Consider the following 20,348-nt stretch of genomic DNA (forward strand, 5'->3'; position numbering starts at 1 on the left):
ATTATATCACAATAGCCCCTTGACTGCACCTATTTCTTGTCGATATTATCATCTTTTTTCGGCTCTTTTCGCATGACATAGCGCTCCAGAAGGTGATGCCGGATCACGGCCAGATTATTGAACAGTCTTCCGCCAAAGGTAAATATTGCCGCATAGTAGATGGGCACGCCCAGCAGATCTCCAAGGTAGGTCAGCGCCCCCGCCAGAATGGCGTTGGTCACAAAGCCCGTCACAAAGACTACGCTGTTGTACTTGCCCTCCATCTGCGACCGTGCGGCTCCCATGAGGGAGTCCAGCGCCGCAAGCAGGGCCATGGTGATGTAAAACGCATACTCCGTGGGATAAGAAATGTTCAGCACGAAGCCGGCGATCAGACCGATCCCCAGTCCGACCAATATGATAAGAAACATCAATTTGTTTCACCTTCCTTTGTGATCGTCATATATTTGTACGAAAGCGGCCCGGTATAAGCCGGTATCTCAATATCTTCTTCCACCGTGCATTCAAAGCGCACGAATTCTTTGAGGATCAGACCGTTGCTTCCCGGCGCCATCATGGCCCCGTAAAGCCGCCCCGGATCCCCGATGGCCCGGATCACAAAAGGATTGGCCGTAAAGATACCGTTGATGCGGATGGTGTATCCGGAGCAGGTGATGGCCGACATGTCCACTACCCGGTGTCCGTTGATGGAGACTGCCTCCGCCCCTGCGGTCAGCAGGTCGTTCAATATCATCAGCACGTCGATATCGTGGACCAGCAGGTCGTTGACATTCTCGCCCTCGAACAGATCCCGCTCCGAATCCGCGATGACGATCTTTACGCCGTCGCCCTTCACCGGCACGCGGCCGCTGGCCATGCGGTAGTAATTCAGTTCCGCCTTCCCGCTGGCGATGAGCTCTTCCGTGTTGTCGTCCGCCGAGAGAGCCTCAAAATCGTCGATCTGCTTCTTCGCATCCTCGATCTGCAGTTCTGTGCGCCGTATGCTCTCTTTCTCGCTGTCGATGAGGACCTTCATGTCGTCCAGCGCTTTCGCCGAGACGTAGAGCTTCTCGCCTGTGGGCATCCCCATCTGCGTGGACAGCATGATCCCCGCCGCCAGCGCCACGAGAAGGACCGCCGCCGTTCCCTTTTTCAAACTCTTCACGGCCTAATCCTCCGCAGACGCGTCCGCGCCTTCCGCGTTTTCCTCATTGGGTTTTGCGTAGCGGAAATTGTAGGTCCCGCTGTATCGGGGGATCACCACGTCGTCCCGCCGCGCGATATCCACGCGGATGTTGTAGGGGTCGCTCTTCATCTTCTCTATAATGCCAAACCGGATGGTGATGGTTCCTTCCAGCGTGTCGGGGTCTCCGATGGCCTTCACCACATAGGGGGGCGCCGTAGGCCGGGTGTTGATGTTCACATTGTCGCCCGCAAGGCTGATCTCCGTGCTGGACACGATGCGCTCTCCGTTGATGGAGATGGCCTCCGCCCCCGCGTCTTTCAGCCGGTTGACCAGACTGAGCAGCAGTTCGTAATTGTACATCAGCGAACTGTACGTCTCGCTGTACTTATCTTCCGGCTCCGGATCCTCCAGCGTGATCACGATGCCGGGTCCCTTTACCTCCACCAGCCCCGCGGCCAGCTTGTACTTTTCCCGCTCGTCGTAGATCTGCTTCAGCGACTCGTCCTCCGCCGCCTTGTCGTTCATCATGTTTTCCAGACGGTCTTCCAGCTCGATCAGCTGCTGCGTCTGCGACTCATTCTGCGCCCGGAGCTTCTGCAGCTCCTGCTCATAGGCCTTTACCTTTACGCTGGGAACCAGTCCCCCCTGATCCGACCCCTGAATGCTGCTGATCTGCACCGAGATGATCAGACCGATGATGAGGGCCAGTATGCCGATCATAATGAGCCCGCCGAATTTTTTCATCCCTAATCCCCCTGTTTTCCTCTTGTTCCTTTCTGTTCAGACGGCGGAAACGGCGCGTCTCCCGCCGCTCCTCCGCTGTTTTCTCTGTCCTTGACGGCTTGTCCGCTCTATTCGATAAGCGGGCTCCAGGCCCACATATCGCTGGAATTGACCTTGATCACTCCCCGCTCGATGCCGTTCTCATACATATTATAAATAACCTTGCGGATATCGTCCATCCCATTCAGAATATTTTCCGGCTTGCCCTCGCAGATCAGATAATCGTAGATATAAGCTTTGATCAGCACGTTCGATATCTCGATCTTCTTGAAGTAGAGATCTCCCTCTTCCATGGCCGCCAGCAGCTTCAAAGTCTCTTCCAGCACATTGTTTTCTTCCACTTCCAGCGTATTTCCCGGCTCCATGCTCTTCACCGTCATACCCATGAGCAGCGGCAGCCGCGGCTCCTCCGATGTTCTGGAAAGCACGACCGCCGCGTCGTCGATGAGGATATATTCCGTGCCGTATGGAACCGCCGCGTATTCCACCCGTTCCTTAACGGTTATCACCACGGTCCCCGGCAGTTTTCTCTGGAGCTTAACGTCCTTCATGTACGGATCCGTCATCAGGCGGTCCTTCGCGTCTGACATGGAGGTCTCAAAGAGATTGGTCCCCTTCTTGATCCCGGACAGATCCACCACCTGCTCTTCCGTATAGTGGGATATACTTTTTACATCGATCCTCTGAATATCAAACACTTCTGAAGTGAGAAAATAATAGAGCCCTGTGCACAGAGCGATCAAAAGCAAAAACTTGAGCAGATAATGCTTTTTCTTCCTCTTCTTTTTCTTTCGTTTTTTCTTCCTTTTTAAGGCTTTTTCTTCTTCAGTCATGGTTATATTCTCTCTATTTTAGCGCCGAGATCGTTCAGCACTACTTCCAATTTATCATATCCACGGTCGATATGGCAAATATTTTCTACGACAGTTTCACCCTCCGCGGCCAGCCCCGCCAGGACCAGCGCCGCCCCGCCTCGCAGGTCTTCGGCCTGGACTCTGGCTCCATGGAGACCGGCAACTCCTGTAATATGAGCGGTCCTGCCGTCCACCGCCACATCCGCGCCCATGCGCAGAAGGCCGTCCACGTGCTTGAATCTGTTCTCAAAAATAGTTTCCGTTATTTTGCTTTCCCCCTCCGCCAAAGTCAGCAGAGAAAGAAACTGGGACTGCATGTCGGTGGGGAAGCCCGGATACGGCAGCGTCTTGATCTCCCGCACGGATCTGAGCCGGCGCGGCGCGGTGAGCCATATGGAGGTTTTATCCACCTTAACTCTGCAGCCCGCTTCCTTCAGTCTGGCCAGCGTCTGCGCCATCTGACTGGGCGCCGAATCCAGCAGCCGGATCTCGCCGCCCGTGATGGCGGCCGCCGCCAGATAGGTCCCCGCCTCGATGCGGTCCGGGATCACCCTGTGAACGCAGCCCGAAAGAGGCGCCGTCCCGCTTCCCGGCCCCGCCGCCCGGCGGTCTCCCACCCCGCAGATCACGATCTCGCCGGTTCCCGCCCCAGCCACCTGAGCGCCGCAGGCGTTCAGGAAATTCTGCAGGTCCTCGATCTCCGGCTCCCGGGCCGGATGAATGATATGTGTTTCGCCGCAGGCCGCAGCGGCGGCCATCATGAGATTCTCAGTGGCCCCCACGCTGGGAAACTCCATACGAATGGTAGCGCCCGTCAGCCGGCGGGCCCGGCAGACGATGCGGTGCGGATCTTCCTCGATCTCCGCCCCCAGCATTCTCAGTCCGGAAAGGTGGATGTCGATGGGCCTGTCGCCGATGGCGCAGCCTCCCGGCTGAGTCATGGCCACCTGGCCGCACCGGGCCAGAAGCGGGCCCATTAAAAAAACAGAAGACCGCATGCCCTTCATCAGGCGTTCGGGTATTTCCCACTGGTCCACTGTTTTCGCATCTACCCTTATGTTGTCCTCATCCCAGGTTACACTGCAGCCCAGCGACCTCAATATTTCGACCATCGTATGTACATCGGAAAGACTGGGGCACGAACAGATCTCGCACGGCTCTCCGGTGAGCACCGTTGCCGCCAGAATGGGAAGAACGCCGTTTTTCGCTCCTTTGAGCCTGTGATCTCCGGCCAGCTTCTCCCCGCCGGTTATATGATAACTATCCAATGAATTCCAACACCTCCACAAGAACATCTCTTTCTCTCATGCCTGATACTGTCATGATATGATATTCCCGCGAAAGCGTGACAAAAGACGTCAAAAAAGGACGGACCCTCAGGTCTGCCGCCGCCTCACTCTTTCTCTGACGCCGGTATGCTCAGATTGTCGTAAATGATATCCACAGCGTCCAGCTTGCCCGCCGCCGCGCTGGCCTTCGCCATGCGGTTGAGGATCTCCTTGTTGTTCTTCAGACGCATAATGGAACCGATGAGTTTTTCGTCGGTGAGGTCCTTTTCCTCAATGAGAATAGCTCCTCCTTTGTCCGCCACCACCTTGGCGTTGAAGTACTGGTGGTTTCCCGTCACGTTGGGCGAGGGGATGAGGATGCAGGCCTTTCCGCAGGCCGTGATCTCGGAGACGGTCAGCGCGCCGGACCGGCTGATGACCAGATCCGACGCAAACAGGTATTCGTGCATGTTGTCCGCGTAAGGCATCAGCGTCACATTGCCGCTGAGATCGACCCCGCTCTCCGCCAGCTCCTTCTTGATCCGCTCAAAGTAGATGCGCCCGGTGATGAAAAACAGCTTCACGTCCTCCATGCCGTTGACCGCCGCCACCACGTCCTTCATGGTGCTGTTGATCTTGCCGGCCCCCCGGCTGCCGCCGAAACACAGGATCACGAAATCCCGGTCCCGCACGCCCAGTTTCTCACGGTAATTGAAAGCGCCGCCCACCAGAAAGCTCTTGCGTATGGGATTGCCCGTCACCACCAGTTTTTCCGGATGCCGGAAGTACTGCTTTGCCTCCGCAAAACTGACGAATACTTTGTCCACATGCTTTTCCAGCACCTTGTTGGTCACGCCGGGGAAGGCGTTCTGCTCGTGGATATAGGTGGGTATGCCCATCTTGTGCGCCGCCCGCACCACCGGACCGCAGACATATCCCCCCGTGCCGATGACCAGATCGGGCTGAAATTCTTTTATGATCGCCCGGGCCTCCCGATCTCCTTTCAGCAGGTCCATGGCCGTTTTCACATTTTTCCAGATCTGTTTTCTGTGAATGCCGCTGACGGTGATAAACCGGATGGGATATCCGTTCTTCGGCACCAGTTCCTTTTCCATCCCTTTTTCCGTTCCCACGAACAGGATCTCCGCCTGGGGATGTTTTCTCTTAATCTTGTCTGCGATGGCGACGGCGGGGTAGATATGCCCTCCCGTGCCGCCTCCGGTCATGATTACCTTCATAAAAGCACGCGACTCCTCTCTCAAAAGCGCCCGCATATCCTGCGCCGGGCGCGGCGCATCAACAGCGCGCCTGCGGCGCGCCGGCAGCAGGTCAGCGCATCGGCGGCGCGCAGGCGGCCCATCAGCCGTCAGTTGGCCGAATGACGCGAAATATTGATCATGACGCCCATGGAAGCCATCATCAAAAGCAGGGCGTTGCCGCCATAGCTGACCAGCGGCAGAATGATGCCTGTGGGCGGCATCGAGGACGTGACGACGGCGATATTCAGCACCACCTGCACGCCCACCATAACGGAGATCCCCGAAGCCAGCAGCATGCTGAACAGATCCGGCGCGTTAAATGCGATGTGACAGCAGCGCCAGATCAGGACCAAATAGACCGCCATCAGGATCAGACAGCCGATAAATCCCAGCTCCTCGCCGATGATCGCAAATATGAAATCGTTCTGGGGCTCCGGCAGATACAGCGTCTTCTGGATGCTTTTTCCCAGCCCCACGCCAAACAGCCCGCCCGAACCCAGAGCCAGCAGGGACTGGACTACCTGCCACCCCGTGCCCAGAGGGTCGGCGAAGGGATCCCGGAAACTCATCATGCGCGCCAGACGATAGTCCCCTCCCGGCACCACGTAGATCATTGCCAGCACGGCGGCCACGCCCACGGCGCCCACGCCCCCCAGATAAAACCAGTTCAGCCCCGCCATAAACATAATGCCTACGATAATGCCCGCGATGGTGATGGCTGTGGACAGATTGGGCTGCATCATGATCAGCCCGCAGATCAGTCCCAGAAGTCCCACCATGGGCAGCACGCCATCTTTGAAGGACTTGATCACATCAGGCCGGCGACTGAGATACCAGGCCACGAACATGATGCAGGCCACCTTGGCGATCTCTCCGGGCATGATCGTTACCGGTCCCAGGGGGATCCACCGGGCCGCGCCCTTGGCGCTCTTGCTGATGCCGGGGATCAGCACCAGGATCAGCAGGACCACGCTGACGGCCATGGCCGGCGCCGCCAGCTTTTTGTACCATTTGTAATCGAAAAGCGAGCAGAATATAAAGGCGCAGGTGCCCAGCACAGCCCACATGATATCCTGCCGAAGCCAGTAATATGGCGTTCCCTTCTGACTGATGGAAACATAGTAGCTGGCTGAAAATACCATAATGATACCGAAGACCACCAGTCCCATGACGATGAAAGTCAGCAGAAAGTCCCCCGTTTTCAATTTACTTGTCAGTCTTTTCGTCTTTGCCATCCCGTTCTCCCATACCTGTTATTTTGCTCCGGCGGTCCGGGCCCTCCGCTGTTCCCCTGAGTCCGACGCCTCCGCCCCCCGAAGAGACCTACCGTTCCAGTCTTCTAACACAGTCCTTGAAATGCCGTCCCCTTTGTTCGTAGCTGTCGTACATATCCCAGCTGGCGCAGGCCGGCGAGAGCAGGACCGTATCGCCGGGTCTTGCCAGCTCCGATCCCTTCCGCACGCATTCTTCCATATCCCGGCACATTACGATATCCGTAAAATCCATGAAGCGGGCCGTCTCTGCGATCTTCTCCGCCGTATCCCCCAGCAGCAGAAGATAGCGCACCTTGCCGTCAAACGCCCTGATATATCCCTCAAAAGACGCCTTCTTATCGTACCCGCCGGCGATGAGCACCACGCCGGTCTTCATGGCCTCCAGCGCTTTGATCGCCGCGTCGGGGTTGGTCCCCTTTGAATCGTTTACATAGCGGACGCCGTTTACTTCCCCGGCAAATTCCAGCCGGTGCTCCACCCCCTGAAACTCCCGCAGCGTCTTTCCGATCACTTCCGGTTCCACGCCGGAAAAATAGCTGATGGCAGCGGCGGCCAGCGCGTTTTCCAGATTGTGCGCGCCGGGTATGATCAGTTCGGAGACGCCGCAGATGTCGGACAACTCCGCTTCCTCGTCCAGAATGACGATCCGTTCGTCCCTGACGAAGGCCCCCAGCGGCAGCTCCGCTTTTCTGCTGAACGGCACCACTCTGGCTCTGCAGCCGGAGGTGAGCTTCCAGCTCGTCTCGTCGTCGTAATTGACCACAAAATAGTCCTCCGGACATTGATTCTCAAAGATCCGGGCCTTGGCGGCCGCATAGTTTTCCAGATTTCCGTGGCGGTCCAGATGATCCGGCGTCACATTGAGCAGAGCGGATACGATGGGATGAAAGGTATCGATGGTCTCCAGCTGAAAGCTGCTGGTCTCCGTCACCATCCAGGTGTCTTCGTCAGCTTCCACGGCCCGCTTTACCACGGCCACGCCGATATTGCCCGCCACTTCCGTCCTTCGCCGGGCATTGCGGAAGATCTCTCCCACCAGCGTGGTGGTGGTGGTCTTTCCGTTGGTTCCCGTTATGGCCACGTACTTGCCTTTTCCCAGTCTCCAGGCCAGTTCCAGCTCTCCGATGATCTCCGCGCCCGCCTCCTTCGCCGCCTGTACAAAGGGGATGGAGAGCGGCGCTCCCGGGCTCATGATAAGGCAGTCAAAACTGTCGATCTCCTCCGGATCCTGGGCGAAAAAGCCCCTGATCCCCTTGATCTTCAGATAATTCAGCAGCTGCGGATCCATTTTTTCCTCCGGCTGTTTGTCGTACACGCTCACGTCCGCCCCCCGCGCCGTCAGCACTTCCGCCGCAGCCACTCCGGATTTTCCCATTCCGACGACTAAATATTTCTTATCCTGTTCCATCTTTTTCCCTTCTTTCTGCGTCATATCATTGTAGCGGGACGACGTCCGTTGATCCGCTTCCTCACCCGAAACGTTTCATCTTATTATATGATCAGCAGGCTGAGCACGCACAGGGCCAGCGTGACCAGCCAGAATACCAGCACGACCTTCGTCTCCTTCCAGCCGCCCAGCTCGAAGTGGTGGTGCAGCGGCGCCATGCGGAATACCCGCTTGCCGTTCCTCGTCTTGTAGCTCACCACCTGAATGATGACGGAAAGAGCCTCTGCCACGTAGACTCCCCCGGCAATGGGAATGATCAGCTCGATGTTCATTAAAATAGCCGCCGCGGCGATGCCGCCGCCCAGGGCCATGGATCCCGTGTCCCCCATAAAGATCTTCGCGGGATATTTATTGTACAGAAGAAATCCCATACACGCGCCGGCAATACTGGCGCAGAACGCCGTGGGCGCAGTAAAATGAAAGGCGGTCCCCACGATGGCCAGAAACAGGGCCACGATAGCCGTCACCCCGGAAGCCAGACCGTCCAGACCGTCGGTCAGGTTGACGCTGTTGGCCATCGCCACGATGACAAAGGCCACGAATGGAACGTAGAACCATCCGAAATCCCAGTGCTGATCGATGACAGGGACGAATATGGTGGTGCCGTAGACGGAGACCCGGCACTGGTAGAAGGCCACCCCGCAGGCGATGGCGATCTGCAGGATCAGCTTCTGCACCGCTGTCAGGCCCAGGTTCCGCTTCATGGCAACTTTGACGAAATCGTCGATGAATCCGATAGCGCCGAATCCCACGAAAGCGCCCAGCAGGATCCAGAGATCCGTATTCATGCGGCCGGAGGTAAAACAGGTGATCAGAACGGCCACGATCATGGCCAGTCCGCCCATGGTGGGCGTACCCGATTTGACCATATGGGATTTCGGTCCCTCTTCCCGGATGCTCTGCCCCGCTTTGATCCTCCTCAGCACCGGTATAAAGATCGGCACTGCCGCCGCCGTGATGATGAAGGATACCAATAGCTTCACCGCCAGCGGAAAATATTCCCCTGTCATTATCTGTGTGTCGTTCATTTATAAGCTCCTTATCGCGCCCGCCACCTCAGTCATCCGCATGCTGTTGGAACCCTTCACCAACACCACGTCCCCCGGTTTTATGATCTGGGATATGGCTGCGAGAAGCGGCTCTTTCGTATCGTGCCAGATCACTCTGGCGGCGCCGGCGGAAGCGGCTCTGGCCCCCTCCGCTATGTATTTGGCATTTTGCCCTATAGATATTACCACATCTACTTTCTTTTGGGAAGCATATTCCCCCACCGACCTGTGATATTCTTCCGCCGTGTCGCCCATCTCCAAAATATCGGCAAGGATCGCCACTTTTCTGCGTCCCTCCACCGACATGAGAACGTCGATGGCGGCCATCATGGAGTCCGGGCTGGCGTTGTACGTGTCGTCGATCAGTTTGATCCCGCTGCACTCTTCGATCTGCAGCCGTCTGGATTCGGGTTCCATTTTTTCCAGAGCTTTCGCCGCTTCCTCAAGGGAAACGCCGCACTCCACGCCCGCCGCCACGGCAAGCATGGCGTTAAAACCGTTGTGATTTCCCAGAAGGGGCAGGTGAAAATCCTGCGTCTGCCCTTTGTAGGTCAGCCGGAAAGAGATGCCCCCGTCGCCCAGATCTTTTCGCTCCGAGAGCCGGCAGTCCGCGCCGCTGTTTTCGCCCGCCGTGATGATATCGAAATTGCCTCCGTACTTATAATTCTCCCGATACTTCTCCTGCATACATGCTGAAACAGATTTTGTTGTTAAAAGATCGTTGTCAGAGTTTATGATGAGGCAGTCGTCTTCTGACATAAAGTCTGTGATCTCCATCTTCGCTTTCAGAATGTTTTCTCTGGTCTTCAGGTATTCGATGTGGGACGTTCCGATGTTGGTGATGACGGCGATCTCGGGCCTGACGATATCCGCCAGAACACTGATCTCCCCGAAGCTGCTCATGCCCATCTCAAAGACCGCGGCCTCCGTGTCTTCCTCCACCGTAAAAGCCGTCAGCGGCATACCGATCTCATTGTTGAAATTCCCCAGATTGCGCACAGCCCGGTACTTCGACGAAAGGATCGCATAGAGCATTTCCTTCGTGGTAGTTTTTCCCGTACTGCCGGTGACCGCCAGCTTTTTGATCTGAAAGAGTCCCAGGTAATAACGGGCCAGTTCCTGAAGCCCCTTGGTGGTATCTTCCACCCTGATGATGTTGGCCTCCCGGCAGCTGTCGGAGAGTTCTGCGATCACAGCGTCGTCGGAGAGCAGAAAGGACCGGCATCCCGCTTCCGCCGCATTTTTGGCAAACCGGTGGCCGTCCTGCTTTGCTCCCCTGATGGCCACGAACAGATCGCCCTGCTGTGCATTCCTCGAATCGATGACGATCTTCTTCACCAGATCGTTCTCATTGCCTCTGGCAAGGCTCCCCTTTGCTCCCTGCGCAATTTGTCTGATTGTAAGTGCTTTCATCCTTTACCTCCTTCAGCGCCCTGCGGACCGTGTCCCGGTCGCTGAAATAATTTTTTGAACCCCCGATAAGCTGGTACGTCTCATGGCCCTTTCCGGCAATGACGATCACATCTCCCGGTTCGTATCGTTTTAAGGCTCTCTCTATGGCCTCTTTTCTCCCCTCGATCACTTCGTAGCGGCCGCCCGTCTCTTTCATCCCCGCCTCGATCTCCGCGGAGATGACTTCCTGAGACTCCGTTCTGGGGTTATCGCTGGTGATGATGCTGAGATCTGCCAGCGTTCCCGCGATCCTGCCCATGACGGGCCGCTTGCTTCTGTCCCGGTCTCCTCCGCAGCCAAACACGGTGATCAGCCGGCCCTTTGTAAAGCTCCTGGCGGTGCGGAGAACGTTTTCCAGCGCGTCCGGCGTGTGAGCGTAATCCACGATGACCGTCATATCCCTGTCGTTTGGCACCAGTTCAAACCGCCCCGGAGCGCCGCCGAAATCCGCCAGCGCCGCCGCCACGTCCTCCGGAGGTATTCCCAGCAGCACTCCGCAGGCCGCGGCCTCCACGGCGTTGTACACGTTGAACAGGCCCGGCACCGAAAGTCTCAGTTCGCAGAGGAGCGAGTTTTCCGCTCCCCGCGCGGCGTCTCCCGTTCTGCGGTACAGTTCCACCGTGCTTCCCCGCTCTGTCATGCAGCCGGTCTTCCCGTAAAAATCCGCGTCGGGATCGGAAAGCGAACAGCTGTACACTTCCTTCCCATCCTCCCGCAGTTCCCGGCAGAGCCTGGCTCCGTACCCGTCGTCCAGATTGACCACGCTCACCCCCCGGGTCATGTAAAACAGTTTCTTCTTGGCCTGATAGTAGTCCTCCATGGTCTTGTGAAAGTCCATGTGGTCTCCTGTCAGGTTGGTGAAAACAGCCCCGTCGAATTCGATCCCTTCCACCCGGCCCAGGGCCAGGCCGTGAGAGGATACCTCCATGGCGCAGTCTGTCAATCCATTTTTGTGCATGGCGCTGAGAAGATCCCATATCTCAAAGGATTCCGGCGTGGTGCGCCCTGCGTCCCGATCTTTGCTCCCGGCACCCACGTGATAGCCGATGGTGCCGATGACGCCGCAGTCGCGTCCCTCCTGAGTAAAGATCCGCTGCAGCATATAGGTGACGGTGGTCTTGCCGTTGGTGCCCGTCACCCCCAGGATCCTCATGTCCCCTGCCGGGTTGCCGTAAAAAGCCTTGGCCACTCTGGCCAGCACCGCCCGGGTGCTCTCCACCCGGATCACCGGGAAGGGCCTCCCTCCGATATCTTCCTCCGTCAGCACCGCCGCCGCGCCTTTCCACGCCGCGTCCGCCGCGTAGATATGGCCGTTGGTATGTTCGCCTGTCAGACAGACGAACAGATTCCCTTCCTCAACTTTTCTGGAATCAAAGGCAATGCCTGTGATCTCCGTTTTTTCTGCCGTATCTCTGATGTCCTCCGGACACTTTATCCCCGTTTCGTGAAGCAGTACTGATAGCTTCATACGGGTACTTCCTTTCCTTCTTATTTATATTTAATTATAAATATCGTATCAAACGGGACCCTTCGGTCTGCCTTTCAATCCGGCGCCGCATCTTCCCGGGGCTCCGCCTTTTCTTTTCCCTTTCCCTCTATTTATAATAGATCGTTACGGTGGAATCGATGGGCACCTTCTCCCCGGCTTTGGGATACTGATCCACCACGGGCAGATCTCCCGGCGATTCGACAGCGGGGGAGATGACGTATTTCAGCTGCTGGCCTCCCAGCACGCCGATGGCTTCCTCCGCGGTCTGGCCGACGACATTGGGCACCTGGGTCATCTGACTGTCAATCTGCTTTTGCTCTTCCGCCGTATACTGGGGCGCGATGTTCAGATAGCGCAGCACATCTTCCAGAATGATCTTGACGCCGGGCGCGGCCGTCTGGCTTCCGTAGTGGAGACCCTGAGGCTCGTCGACGATGAGCAGCACCGCGATCTGCGGATCGTCCATGGGCGCCATTCCCAGGAAGGACGAGTAATACTTGCCCTCGGCGTAACGGCCGTTTTCCGGCTTCTGCGCCGTAGCCGTCTTTCCTCCGATGCGGTAGCCCATGATCTTTGCCGTTCCGCCGCCTCCCTTGGAGACCACGGCTTCCATCATCAGCCGCACTTCAGCCGCCGTCTGCTCCGAGACGACCTGACGCACCACTTTCGGTTCGATCTCCTGCACCACGTTGCCGTCGCTGTCTGTCAGCGCCTTGACCAGATGGGGCTCCATGAGCTTTCCGCCGTTGCCGATGGCGCAGATCGCACGGATCAGGCTGACGGGCGTCACGGCGATGCCCTGACCGAAAGACATGGTGGCAAGACCCACAGGTCCGGCCGATTCCTTTTTCTGCAGGATATTTTCTCCCTCTCCCGGGAAGTCGACCCCCGTCTTTTCCCCCATGCCAAATTTCATGAGTCCGTCGTAATACTTATCCCAGCCCATGCGCTGAGCCAGCGCGATAAACACGGGATTACAGGAGTTCTGCACGCCTTCTGTCAGCGTTTCCGGCCCGTGGTTCTGCGGAAATTTGGAGCAGCGGATCCTGGTCCCCGCCACGTTGACATAACCCTGACAGACGAAATGATCGTTGGGATAGGTCACGCCTGTCTCCAGCGCGATGGCTGTGGTCAGCAGCTTAAAGGTGGAACCGGGCTCGTATGTATCGCTGATCAGCGGATTTCTCCACATCTCATTCCAGTATTCCTGTTTTTCTTCGTTGTTCATGGCTTCCACTTTAGCCGCCTCGGCGGGATCCGTAGGCGTACGCGGATCGTTGGGGTCAAAATCAGGCGTCACCGCCATGGCCAGGATCTCTCCGGTGGAAGGCTGCATGGCGATGCACATGACGCGTTTCGCCTGAGTATTTGCCATGACCTGATCCATGGCCTTTTCCACGTAATGCTGGATGACCTCGTCGATGGTCAGCACTACGTTCAGCCCGTCTTCTGCCTGAAAGTATTTTTCCACTCCGTACGTCAGGCTGCGTCCGCCGATGTCTTTGCTCTTGATCCATCGGCCCGGTATGCCCGACAGGTACTTATTGTATTTCAGTTCGATGCCCGACAGCCCCTGATTGTCGTCGGTGGTGCTCCCCAGCAGATGGGATGCGAAGGCCCCCAGCGGGTAGTAACGCTTTACATCCTCTGCGATCTCGATTCCGTATATCTTTTTCTCCGGCTCTTTCTTCATATCGGCGTTCAGACCGGCCCGAATGAGATCCGCCTTGTCCTTATCCACGTATTTGGCCACGCGCACCAGCAGCCGGTCGGCGGTGATGATCTCCCTCACCTCGGTCTCGTCCATCTCCAGGATCTCAGCCAGATTTTTTGCCGTGCGGTTGATCCGTATCTCATTCTCATCCTTCTTCAGCGTATTGTCCTTTACCGACGACGGGCGCACCCAGATGGTGTTCGTCACGGCGCTCACCGCCAGTTCCTTGCCGTTTCTGTCATACAGGATCCCCCGCTTGGCCGAGATCGGCACGTCGCTGGTCTGCTGCTCGACGGCCTTGCGGGAGTACTCTTCCCCGTCCACGATCTGGACCCATCCCACGCGAAGGGCCAGCAGCGCTGACAGCACGCAGATGACTCCGAAGAAAAAGATCAGCCGTTTTTTGTTTTTATTGGTGCTTGGTATGATGACCTTGGATTCTTTCATGTATCGTTCCCCTTTTTTCGATCTCCCAGGCCGCCGAAGCCTGCGCTTAAGACCGCAGCGCTTCAACCTCTCCGGTCCCGGCGGCATCCCCTTCGTATTAAAAAAGCCGAGTTCCTCATTTTCCCTAATGCAATTACCCGGCTTCTTCTATTCTCTATGAAATTATATCGCTGCAAATTTAATTATATGCCTGCTCCTTCAGCGCCATGGCGAAATTACCGGCCGGTTCGGTGTCGGCCTGAATGTAGATCACCTCGCTCATCGAGGGGTAGACCATGCCCAGTCTGGCGACGGCTTTTTCCTCAATGATCTGAATGTTGGTGGCGCTTTTGATCTTAACGTCCAGATTCTGGATCTCACCCTGAAGGACTTTGGAATCCTCCATCATCTTATTGATGTCGTACTGAATCTTGGCCGAATAGGCGGTCACAGCGATAAATCCGATGAAAAGTGCGCCAAAAAGCACGGTCAGCATCAACATGCGCAGCTTGTCCTTAGCGGACAGCGCAGCAGTTCCGGTCTTTGGCTTCTCCTGTCTGATCCTTTCCTGAACGGGCTTCATATCAATTCCGTACTTTTGATAACGAACCTGCTGTTCATACCACTTTTCTGCTGCAATCATGTGAAATAACCTCTTAACTTCTCAAAATTATTTTTTCTCGATCACTCGTAGCTTAGCGCTCCTGGCCCGCGGGTTCAGCCGGATCTCCTGTTCCGACGGCACGAAGGGCTTTCCGCTTACCTTTTTTACATCCGGTTTTTTCCCGCAGACACACACCGGAAATTCCTTTGGACACGTGCAGGGCGAAAGCCTGGCGGCAAAACGCTCTTTGACGATGCGGTCTTCCAGGGAATGGAATGTAATAATGCACAGTCTTCCCCCCGGAGCCAGCACGTCGATAAACGCGTCCACGGCCTTTTCCAGCTGACCGAGCTCATCGTTCACTTCTATGCGGATGGCCTGAAACGTCCGTTTGGCCGGATGTGGCCCTTCCCTTCTCGCCGAGGCGGGAATGGCCGCCTTGATAATTTCCACCAGCTGCCCGGTGGTTACGATGGGCCTGTTCTTACGTTCTCTTACGATAAATTGACTGATCCGGGCGGCCCACCGTTCTTCCCCGTATCTTTTTATGATTCCGGCGAGCTCTTCCTCACCGTAGGTATTGACCACAGTTTCCGCGGTCAAACCATCGTCTCTGTTCATTCGCATGTCCAGAGGCGCGTTCTGCATGTAGGAAAAGCCCCTCTCGGCGTTGTCGAGCTGGAAGGACGAAACGCCCAAATCCAGCACGGCACCGTCAATCGCTTGAATATCAAGCTCTTCTAAGATTTGTTTGATGTCAGAGTAGTTGCTTTGAACCAGCCGTTTCCCGCAGTCGTACCGCTTCAAATTTTCCCCTGCGGCAGTCAGCGCGTCCCGATCCCTGTCAATTCCTATCAGAATCCCCTTTTGACTGAGGCGTTCACAGATCCCACTTGCGTGGCCTCCGCCGCCCAGGGTCCCGTCCGCGTAAATGCCGTCCGGCCTGATGTTCAAATTCTGAATGGATTCTTTAAACAGAACGGAAACATGTTTAAATTCCATACTCAACCTCTGCTTCACTGGTCATGTTTTTAAATTTTGTACAGCTCCATCTGTGCGGCAAATTCGTTGGGGTCCAGATTGCCGCCGTTCTCAGCGCTTTCGTAGATCTGTTTGCTCCAGATCTCCACCCGTTCGAGCACTCCGATCGTGACCAGTTCCTTATCGATGTGCGCGTACGTTCTCAGGCCGGGCGGAATGGTCAACCTCCCCTGCTTGTCCACTTCGCTCTCCACCGCGCTGGCGTAAAAATAGCGGACAAAGGATCTCGCTTTTGCGTCGGAAAGCGGCAGCGTGGCCAGCTTTTCCTGCAATTTCATCCACTGCTCCATGGGATAGATGTAAAGGCACTCGTCCAGTCCCTTTGTAAGGACACACTTATACCCCAACTCATCCCGGAACTTGGAAGGGACGATCATCCTGCCTTTGGCGTCTATTGAATTTTGATATTCGCCCATCAGCATCCGAGAATCCTCCACTGTTTTTACGGTATCTCCACTATACTCCACTTCACTCCACTTCGCAACCACTTCACCTCAAAAAATGGGGCAATTATGTCTAAATTATTTCAGATTCTTTAAATTTTGAAATCTAAATAATTTCATTTTACAAGATATTGTGTGTTTAATTTTTATTTATACCGATATATAGGCGTGGAGCAAAAATCAAAAAAGTGGAGGGATTTGTTCTCCTTTTTCTGGAAAAACAGATCCGCTCCACTTTTATTCTTTCATTTCCGCGCCGCTAATCGTACCAGACGCCGTTGTGCCACACGACTCCGGAGTGCTCCAGGAACAATTCTCCCGCCGCCATGCACCAGGCAAAGCCGATGAGACAGATGATCAGGAAGATCGCCCAGCCGTCGTAGCGCATTTTATCATCCTTATTGATGAAATACGAGATCAGCACCTCCATGCCCAGCAGGATCAGCACCACGGGCCAGAACCGCATGACAAAGAGCAGATCCACGGCCCCCGGCGCGAACAGATGGACAAGATAGACCGCGCCCACGGCGATCAGCATCGCGCCCAGCGTAAAGGTCCCCACCCTTCGGTTTTTCATAATGGTCGTCCCCCTTTTTTACAGCTCCTCCGAGCGATCCTCGGAGCAGCTCTCCAGCCTGCCCGCATCGCCGTATCCATGACCGGCTTCCCCGGCGTTTCGCTCCGCAGCGTCCGCTTCAAAGGGATCGCTCTTTTTCATTTCGTCCTCCGGTCCATAAAACATTTCCCGCTTCTTCCCTTTCACGAGGGCCAGCCCCACCAGAATGATCAGCACGCCCACGATCAGCTGCGGAATGACATAGGAGATCTCCGAGATCGCCCGAACCACCACATGGGGCAGCAGCCCGTAATTCCACACAAAATGCATCACTACATTATTCCACAGCGCATAGACGCCTACGATGATCAGACCGATGCCCACCGCCCCTCTGATCCTGGAGTCCCCCAGATTCAGCATCCGCAGCGCGCCCAGGTCGAACAGGTAGCCGTCTTCCTGCATATAAAAGTCTTCGTCATCCTGAAACCGCAGGTTGATGCAGTCAAAGAAGGAGTAGAACCATACCACCGGCGCCAGCAGACCCAGCGCGCCCAGGTTCAGCCACGACGCCACAAACCAGATGACCGCGAACAGCCCCATGATGGAAACGCCGCGCTTCATGAACCCGTTGAACATATGTCCCGCTCCCGGGACCATCGCAAATACGATCGTCCAGAATTTACTTCTTTTCTTAATCATTATTTCTAACCTCCCAATGGATTATCTCTTTTGAAAAATCGCTCAGATCCTGCGTGATCCTGTTGATCATGCTTAGATCCGGGTTCAGCACTCTGCTCTGGGACAGCGCGCTCATGCTCATGGTAAACGTGCCCGAGAACAGCATGATCAGCGTCACACAGGCCGCCACCGCCACCCGGCAGGAATACCTGCGGTACTCCCGTTTCTTCTCCTGGGGCGTCTGCCGCCTGCCCGGCTCCAATGAGCCTTCCGTCCGCCGCGCCGGCACATTTGCCCGCCGCCGGTCCTCTGCAGAGCCTCCGCCGGAAGTTCTCTGCGGATCTTCGCCGGAATTCTGCAGCAGCTTTCTTCCCAGCGAGAGCGGAGTGGCCGTTATGCGCAGCCGGCTCATCTTTCGTTCCACGCCCTCTGCAAACTGCGGAGGCAGCGGGATCAGATCCCGCTCCGCAAAGCTTTCCGCGAAACTCTGCGCGCACAGATCGCATTCTCCGATGTGAAGGAGCGCTCTCTGTTTCTCTTCCGCCGAGAGCCGGCCGTTTTTCAGCATTTCGATCATCTGATCTGACAGATGGATCTCTTTCCTTTCGTTTCCGCTCATGCGGATCCCTCCTTCCACAACTTTTTCAGCATAGCTTTCGCCCTGTAGATCTGAGTCTGAACGGTCTTTACATTCTTGTCCGTCCGCCGGGCGATGTCCTGCGGACTTTCCTCATTCAGGAAGTAGGACACGGCGATGCTCTGATAGGGCTCTTTCAGTTTCCTGCAGCAGGCCAGCATCCGTTCCCGCACATCCGCGGAAAGGAGAGCTTCCTCCGGAGACTGACCGTCTGACGCAATGGCGGCGAAGACTTCGTCCTCCGCCGGTTTTACTTTATTGTTGGCAGCGCTCTTGAGAAAATCCCTGCACTTATTCGTCGCGATCCTGGTGAGCCACGCTTTCTCGTTCTTTCCGTCGAAGGAATCCAGATGGCGGTAGGCGGAGACGAAAGTCTCCTGCGCCAGGTCCTCGCTCTGAAAGTAATCCCCTGTCATCGAGTAGCATACGGTAAACACCAGCCTGCCATATTCTTTCATATAATATTCCAATTGTTCTTTGTGGTCGAGAATCGCTTTCACCTCCCTGTCATTATCCCGACCCCAATTCCCCTTTTCACTTATTAAAACGAGACTGCCCGATGGATGTCTTCAGTTTTTTTCAGCTTTTACGATTCTATCATCCTTTTTTTCATCGGGAAACAATGCCGGCTTTCTTTCTTTTCAGAAATTACGGTTTTCCGGTAGCACTCCGGCGGCCTTCTCATATACTGTAAGTAACTGAAGCCCCAGCGCTTCAGTGGATCCGTCTGTTTTGGCGCCTCTTTCGCGCAGAAGTACCCTTACATATTGCGCAATATGAGCCAGAGCGGCCTACCATATGCGCAGGACCGGCATTTTCAGCCGGGAGCGCGGTCCGCCGCAGGGCTTATCAATATGTGAATGATAAATTCAGAAAGAGGTATATCAATCATGAGTCAAAATAAAGCGGGTTCCTGCCTCCGTCGTAGAAGCTCCTGCCTGGGCAATGTCTGCGGCACCAGCATCGATCTGGAGGATGTTCGCTTCACAGCGAAGAAATCTAATTTAGTATACATGGATAAGGTATTTTCTTATAACGACGCAACCGGCTGCCCTCTGGTCGTGCCTATCAACACGGGCGGAGACAGCGCACCTTACTACAAAACCACGCTCACCTTATGCCAGAACGGATGCGGCTGCGGATGCGGCTGCAACTGCGGATGCAGCGCCGGGCTTGACGCCAACGCTCAGTTCACAGTAGAAGACTCCTACGTCCTGGTCGAGGTATTCCAGCCGGCGGCCAACTCGATGCTCTCTCCCTGTCAGGTAACGGTAGACGGCTATCCCGTCGACAGCGTCACCCAGATGGGCGGACAGTACCTGGCGGAGACCACCAACCTGATCCCCAGGATCCAGAAAGACCGCTGTCTGGAAGCCGGTCTTCCCACGAAGACGTTCTTCCTGATCAGCAACGCAGGTCCCTGGGTCTTCCGGGCCAAGTTTGTCCTGACCGGAACGGTATCCACCGGCGGTCAGTGCAGCAACTTCCGTCTGGAGATCGAGAACGCCCCCGAATGCCCGAATATCGCTCTGCCCAGCGACAGATTATCCAACTTTGTTATCAACGATCTAAGCCTTCCCTGCACCATCAAGGGCATGTCCCCGGCTATCCGCTTCCAGTTTGGCGCTAACGCCCAGCTGCAGAATCCGCGGCTCACAGTAGCCTGCGAAGGCGCCGGCGTAGGTACGCCCTGCGAGACCTGCGCCTGCAATGTGGGCCTGACCGCAAATATTGTATTCGAACCGACTGTCCAGACAGAAGTCATCAGAAAGACTCTGTTCTGCGTAGACGCCTGCGAAGCAATGATCCCGTGTCAGGGCTCCCTCGAAGAGCAGCTGGCGGACGAAGATGAAGTCTGCCCCGACCCCTATGCTCCGGACTGCCGCTGCGGTTCCGGAAACACCGGTGTCGGCGGCGTCTCCACTGGATGCGGCTGTGAGAACAACTGCACCGCCGGCGGTTCCTGCAGCTGCGGAGGCAGCGTAGGCGGAACGGCCACTACAGGCTGCGGCTGCGGCAATTCCACTGCCGGCGGCTGTGGATGCGGCGGATGCGGATGCGGCTCCTGCGGAGGAAACAGCGGCTGCGGATGCGGATGCGGCGACCACTGCCACAATCCCGGAATTCAGCCCAGAACCGCTCCGGCTACCTACCAGGCGATCGGATGCAACGGCTGCAGCTGGTAGACCCGGGCTCCGTCCCGCCTGCG

At 56.1% G+C, this 20,348-nt stretch carries 20 protein-coding genes; 1 reads left to right on the plus strand and 19 read right to left on the minus strand.

The annotated features are described in order from the left end of the window. Positions 1-29: 29 nt before the first annotated feature. The 19 genes from E0E37_RS17810 to E0E37_RS17900 form a co-directional block, all read right to left on the minus strand. Positions 30-410, minus strand: a complete 381-nt coding sequence (locus tag E0E37_RS17810) for a small basic family protein (protein WP_130864316.1) — start codon at positions 408-410, stop codon at positions 30-32. Beyond that, positions 410-1,144: a DUF881 domain-containing protein gene (locus tag E0E37_RS17815; RefSeq protein WP_130864317.1), complete on the minus strand. Its 735-nt coding sequence runs from the start codon at positions 1,142-1,144 to the stop codon at positions 410-412. Before E0E37_RS17815 ends, E0E37_RS17810 begins: the two co-directional genes overlap by 1 nt. Before the next feature lie 3 nt (positions 1,145-1,147). Then, positions 1,148-1,909 (minus strand): DUF881 domain-containing protein, encoded by a 762-nt coding sequence (locus tag E0E37_RS17820; RefSeq protein ID WP_130864318.1) that lies wholly within the window; start codon positions 1,907-1,909, stop codon positions 1,148-1,150. A gap of 107 nt (positions 1,910-2,016) precedes the next feature. Continuing rightward, a complete protein-coding gene (locus E0E37_RS17825; protein WP_130864319.1) occupies positions 2,017-2,781 on the minus strand; it encodes a cell division protein FtsQ/DivIB in 765 nt (254 codons plus the stop codon). A 2-nt stretch (positions 2,782-2,783) separates the two neighbouring features. Beyond that, entirely contained in the window at positions 2,784-4,070 is a 1,287-nt protein-coding gene (murA, locus tag E0E37_RS17830; protein WP_130864320.1) for a UDP-N-acetylglucosamine 1-carboxyvinyltransferase, read from the minus strand. Positions 4,071-4,195: 125 nt separating this feature from the next. After that, positions 4,196-5,308 (minus strand): undecaprenyldiphospho-muramoylpentapeptide beta-N-acetylglucosaminyltransferase, encoded by a 1,113-nt coding sequence (gene murG / locus E0E37_RS17835; protein WP_165445438.1) that lies wholly within the window; start codon positions 5,306-5,308, stop codon positions 4,196-4,198. Between the two features lie 128 nt (positions 5,309-5,436). After that, positions 5,437-6,564 (minus strand): putative lipid II flippase FtsW, encoded by a 1,128-nt coding sequence (gene ftsW / locus E0E37_RS17840; RefSeq protein WP_130864322.1) that lies wholly within the window; start codon positions 6,562-6,564, stop codon positions 5,437-5,439. Positions 6,565-6,652: 88 nt separating this feature from the next. Continuing rightward, positions 6,653-8,011, minus strand: a complete 1,359-nt coding sequence (gene murD, locus E0E37_RS17845) for a UDP-N-acetylmuramoyl-L-alanine--D-glutamate ligase (protein ID WP_130864323.1) — start codon at positions 8,009-8,011, stop codon at positions 6,653-6,655. 83 nt (positions 8,012-8,094) lie between these two features. Then, a complete protein-coding gene (gene mraY / locus E0E37_RS17850; protein WP_130864324.1) occupies positions 8,095-9,078 on the minus strand; it encodes a phospho-N-acetylmuramoyl-pentapeptide-transferase in 984 nt (327 codons plus the stop codon). After that, on the minus strand, positions 9,079-10,512 hold the full coding sequence (locus tag E0E37_RS17855) for a UDP-N-acetylmuramoyl-tripeptide--D-alanyl-D-alanine ligase (protein ID WP_130864325.1): 1,434 nt from the start codon (positions 10,510-10,512) through the stop codon (positions 9,079-9,081). It abuts the gene before it with no gap. Beyond that, positions 10,448-12,019: a UDP-N-acetylmuramoyl-L-alanyl-D-glutamate--2,6-diaminopimelate ligase gene (locus tag E0E37_RS17860; protein WP_130864326.1), complete on the minus strand. Its 1,572-nt coding sequence runs from the start codon at positions 12,017-12,019 to the stop codon at positions 10,448-10,450. Before E0E37_RS17860 ends, E0E37_RS17855 begins: the two co-directional genes overlap by 65 nt. Before the next feature lie 127 nt (positions 12,020-12,146). Then, positions 12,147-14,201 (minus strand): penicillin-binding transpeptidase domain-containing protein, encoded by a 2,055-nt coding sequence (locus E0E37_RS17865; RefSeq protein ID WP_165445439.1) that lies wholly within the window; start codon positions 14,199-14,201, stop codon positions 12,147-12,149. Positions 14,202-14,379: 178 nt separating this feature from the next. After that, the gene (locus tag E0E37_RS17870; protein WP_130864328.1) at positions 14,380-14,823 is read right to left on the minus strand and encodes a cell division protein FtsL; all 444 of its coding nucleotides are present in this window, start codon (positions 14,821-14,823) and stop codon (positions 14,380-14,382) included. 27 nt (positions 14,824-14,850) lie between these two features. Further along, on the minus strand, positions 14,851-15,786 hold the full coding sequence (gene rsmH / locus E0E37_RS17875; RefSeq protein ID WP_130864329.1) for a 16S rRNA (cytosine(1402)-N(4))-methyltransferase RsmH: 936 nt from the start codon (positions 15,784-15,786) through the stop codon (positions 14,851-14,853). Positions 15,787-15,815: 29 nt separating this feature from the next. Beyond that, on the minus strand, positions 15,816-16,247 hold the full coding sequence (mraZ, locus tag E0E37_RS17880) for a division/cell wall cluster transcriptional repressor MraZ (RefSeq protein WP_130864330.1): 432 nt from the start codon (positions 16,245-16,247) through the stop codon (positions 15,816-15,818). 280 nt (positions 16,248-16,527) lie between these two features. Further along, positions 16,528-16,845, minus strand: coding sequence for a hypothetical protein (locus E0E37_RS17885; protein ID WP_130864331.1), 318 nt, complete (start codon positions 16,843-16,845; stop codon positions 16,528-16,530). Positions 16,846-16,863: 18 nt separating this feature from the next. Continuing rightward, on the minus strand, positions 16,864-17,523 hold the full coding sequence (locus tag E0E37_RS17890; RefSeq protein WP_130864332.1) for a hypothetical protein: 660 nt from the start codon (positions 17,521-17,523) through the stop codon (positions 16,864-16,866). Next, positions 17,516-18,121, minus strand: coding sequence for a hypothetical protein (locus E0E37_RS17895; RefSeq protein ID WP_130864333.1), 606 nt, complete (start codon positions 18,119-18,121; stop codon positions 17,516-17,518). Before E0E37_RS17895 ends, E0E37_RS17890 begins: the two co-directional genes overlap by 8 nt. Then, positions 18,118-18,639: an RNA polymerase sigma factor gene (locus E0E37_RS17900; RefSeq protein WP_246019777.1), complete on the minus strand. Its 522-nt coding sequence runs from the start codon at positions 18,637-18,639 to the stop codon at positions 18,118-18,120. The genes E0E37_RS17895 and E0E37_RS17900 overlap by 4 nt, the downstream gene beginning before the upstream one ends. A 390-nt stretch (positions 18,640-19,029) precedes the next feature. Here E0E37_RS17900 and E0E37_RS18755 point away from each other — a divergent pair, with 390 nt between their 5' ends. Then, the gene (locus tag E0E37_RS18755) at positions 19,030-20,325 is read left to right on the plus strand and encodes a hypothetical protein (RefSeq protein WP_207302985.1); all 1,296 of its coding nucleotides are present in this window, start codon (positions 19,030-19,032) and stop codon (positions 20,323-20,325) included. Positions 20,326-20,348 lie beyond the last annotated feature (23 nt).

Origin of the sequence: Bacilliculturomica massiliensis, assembly GCF_900605495.1 — a bacterium.
GTDB lineage: Bacteria > Bacillota > Clostridia > Peptostreptococcales > Anaerovoracaceae > Bacilliculturomica > Bacilliculturomica massiliensis.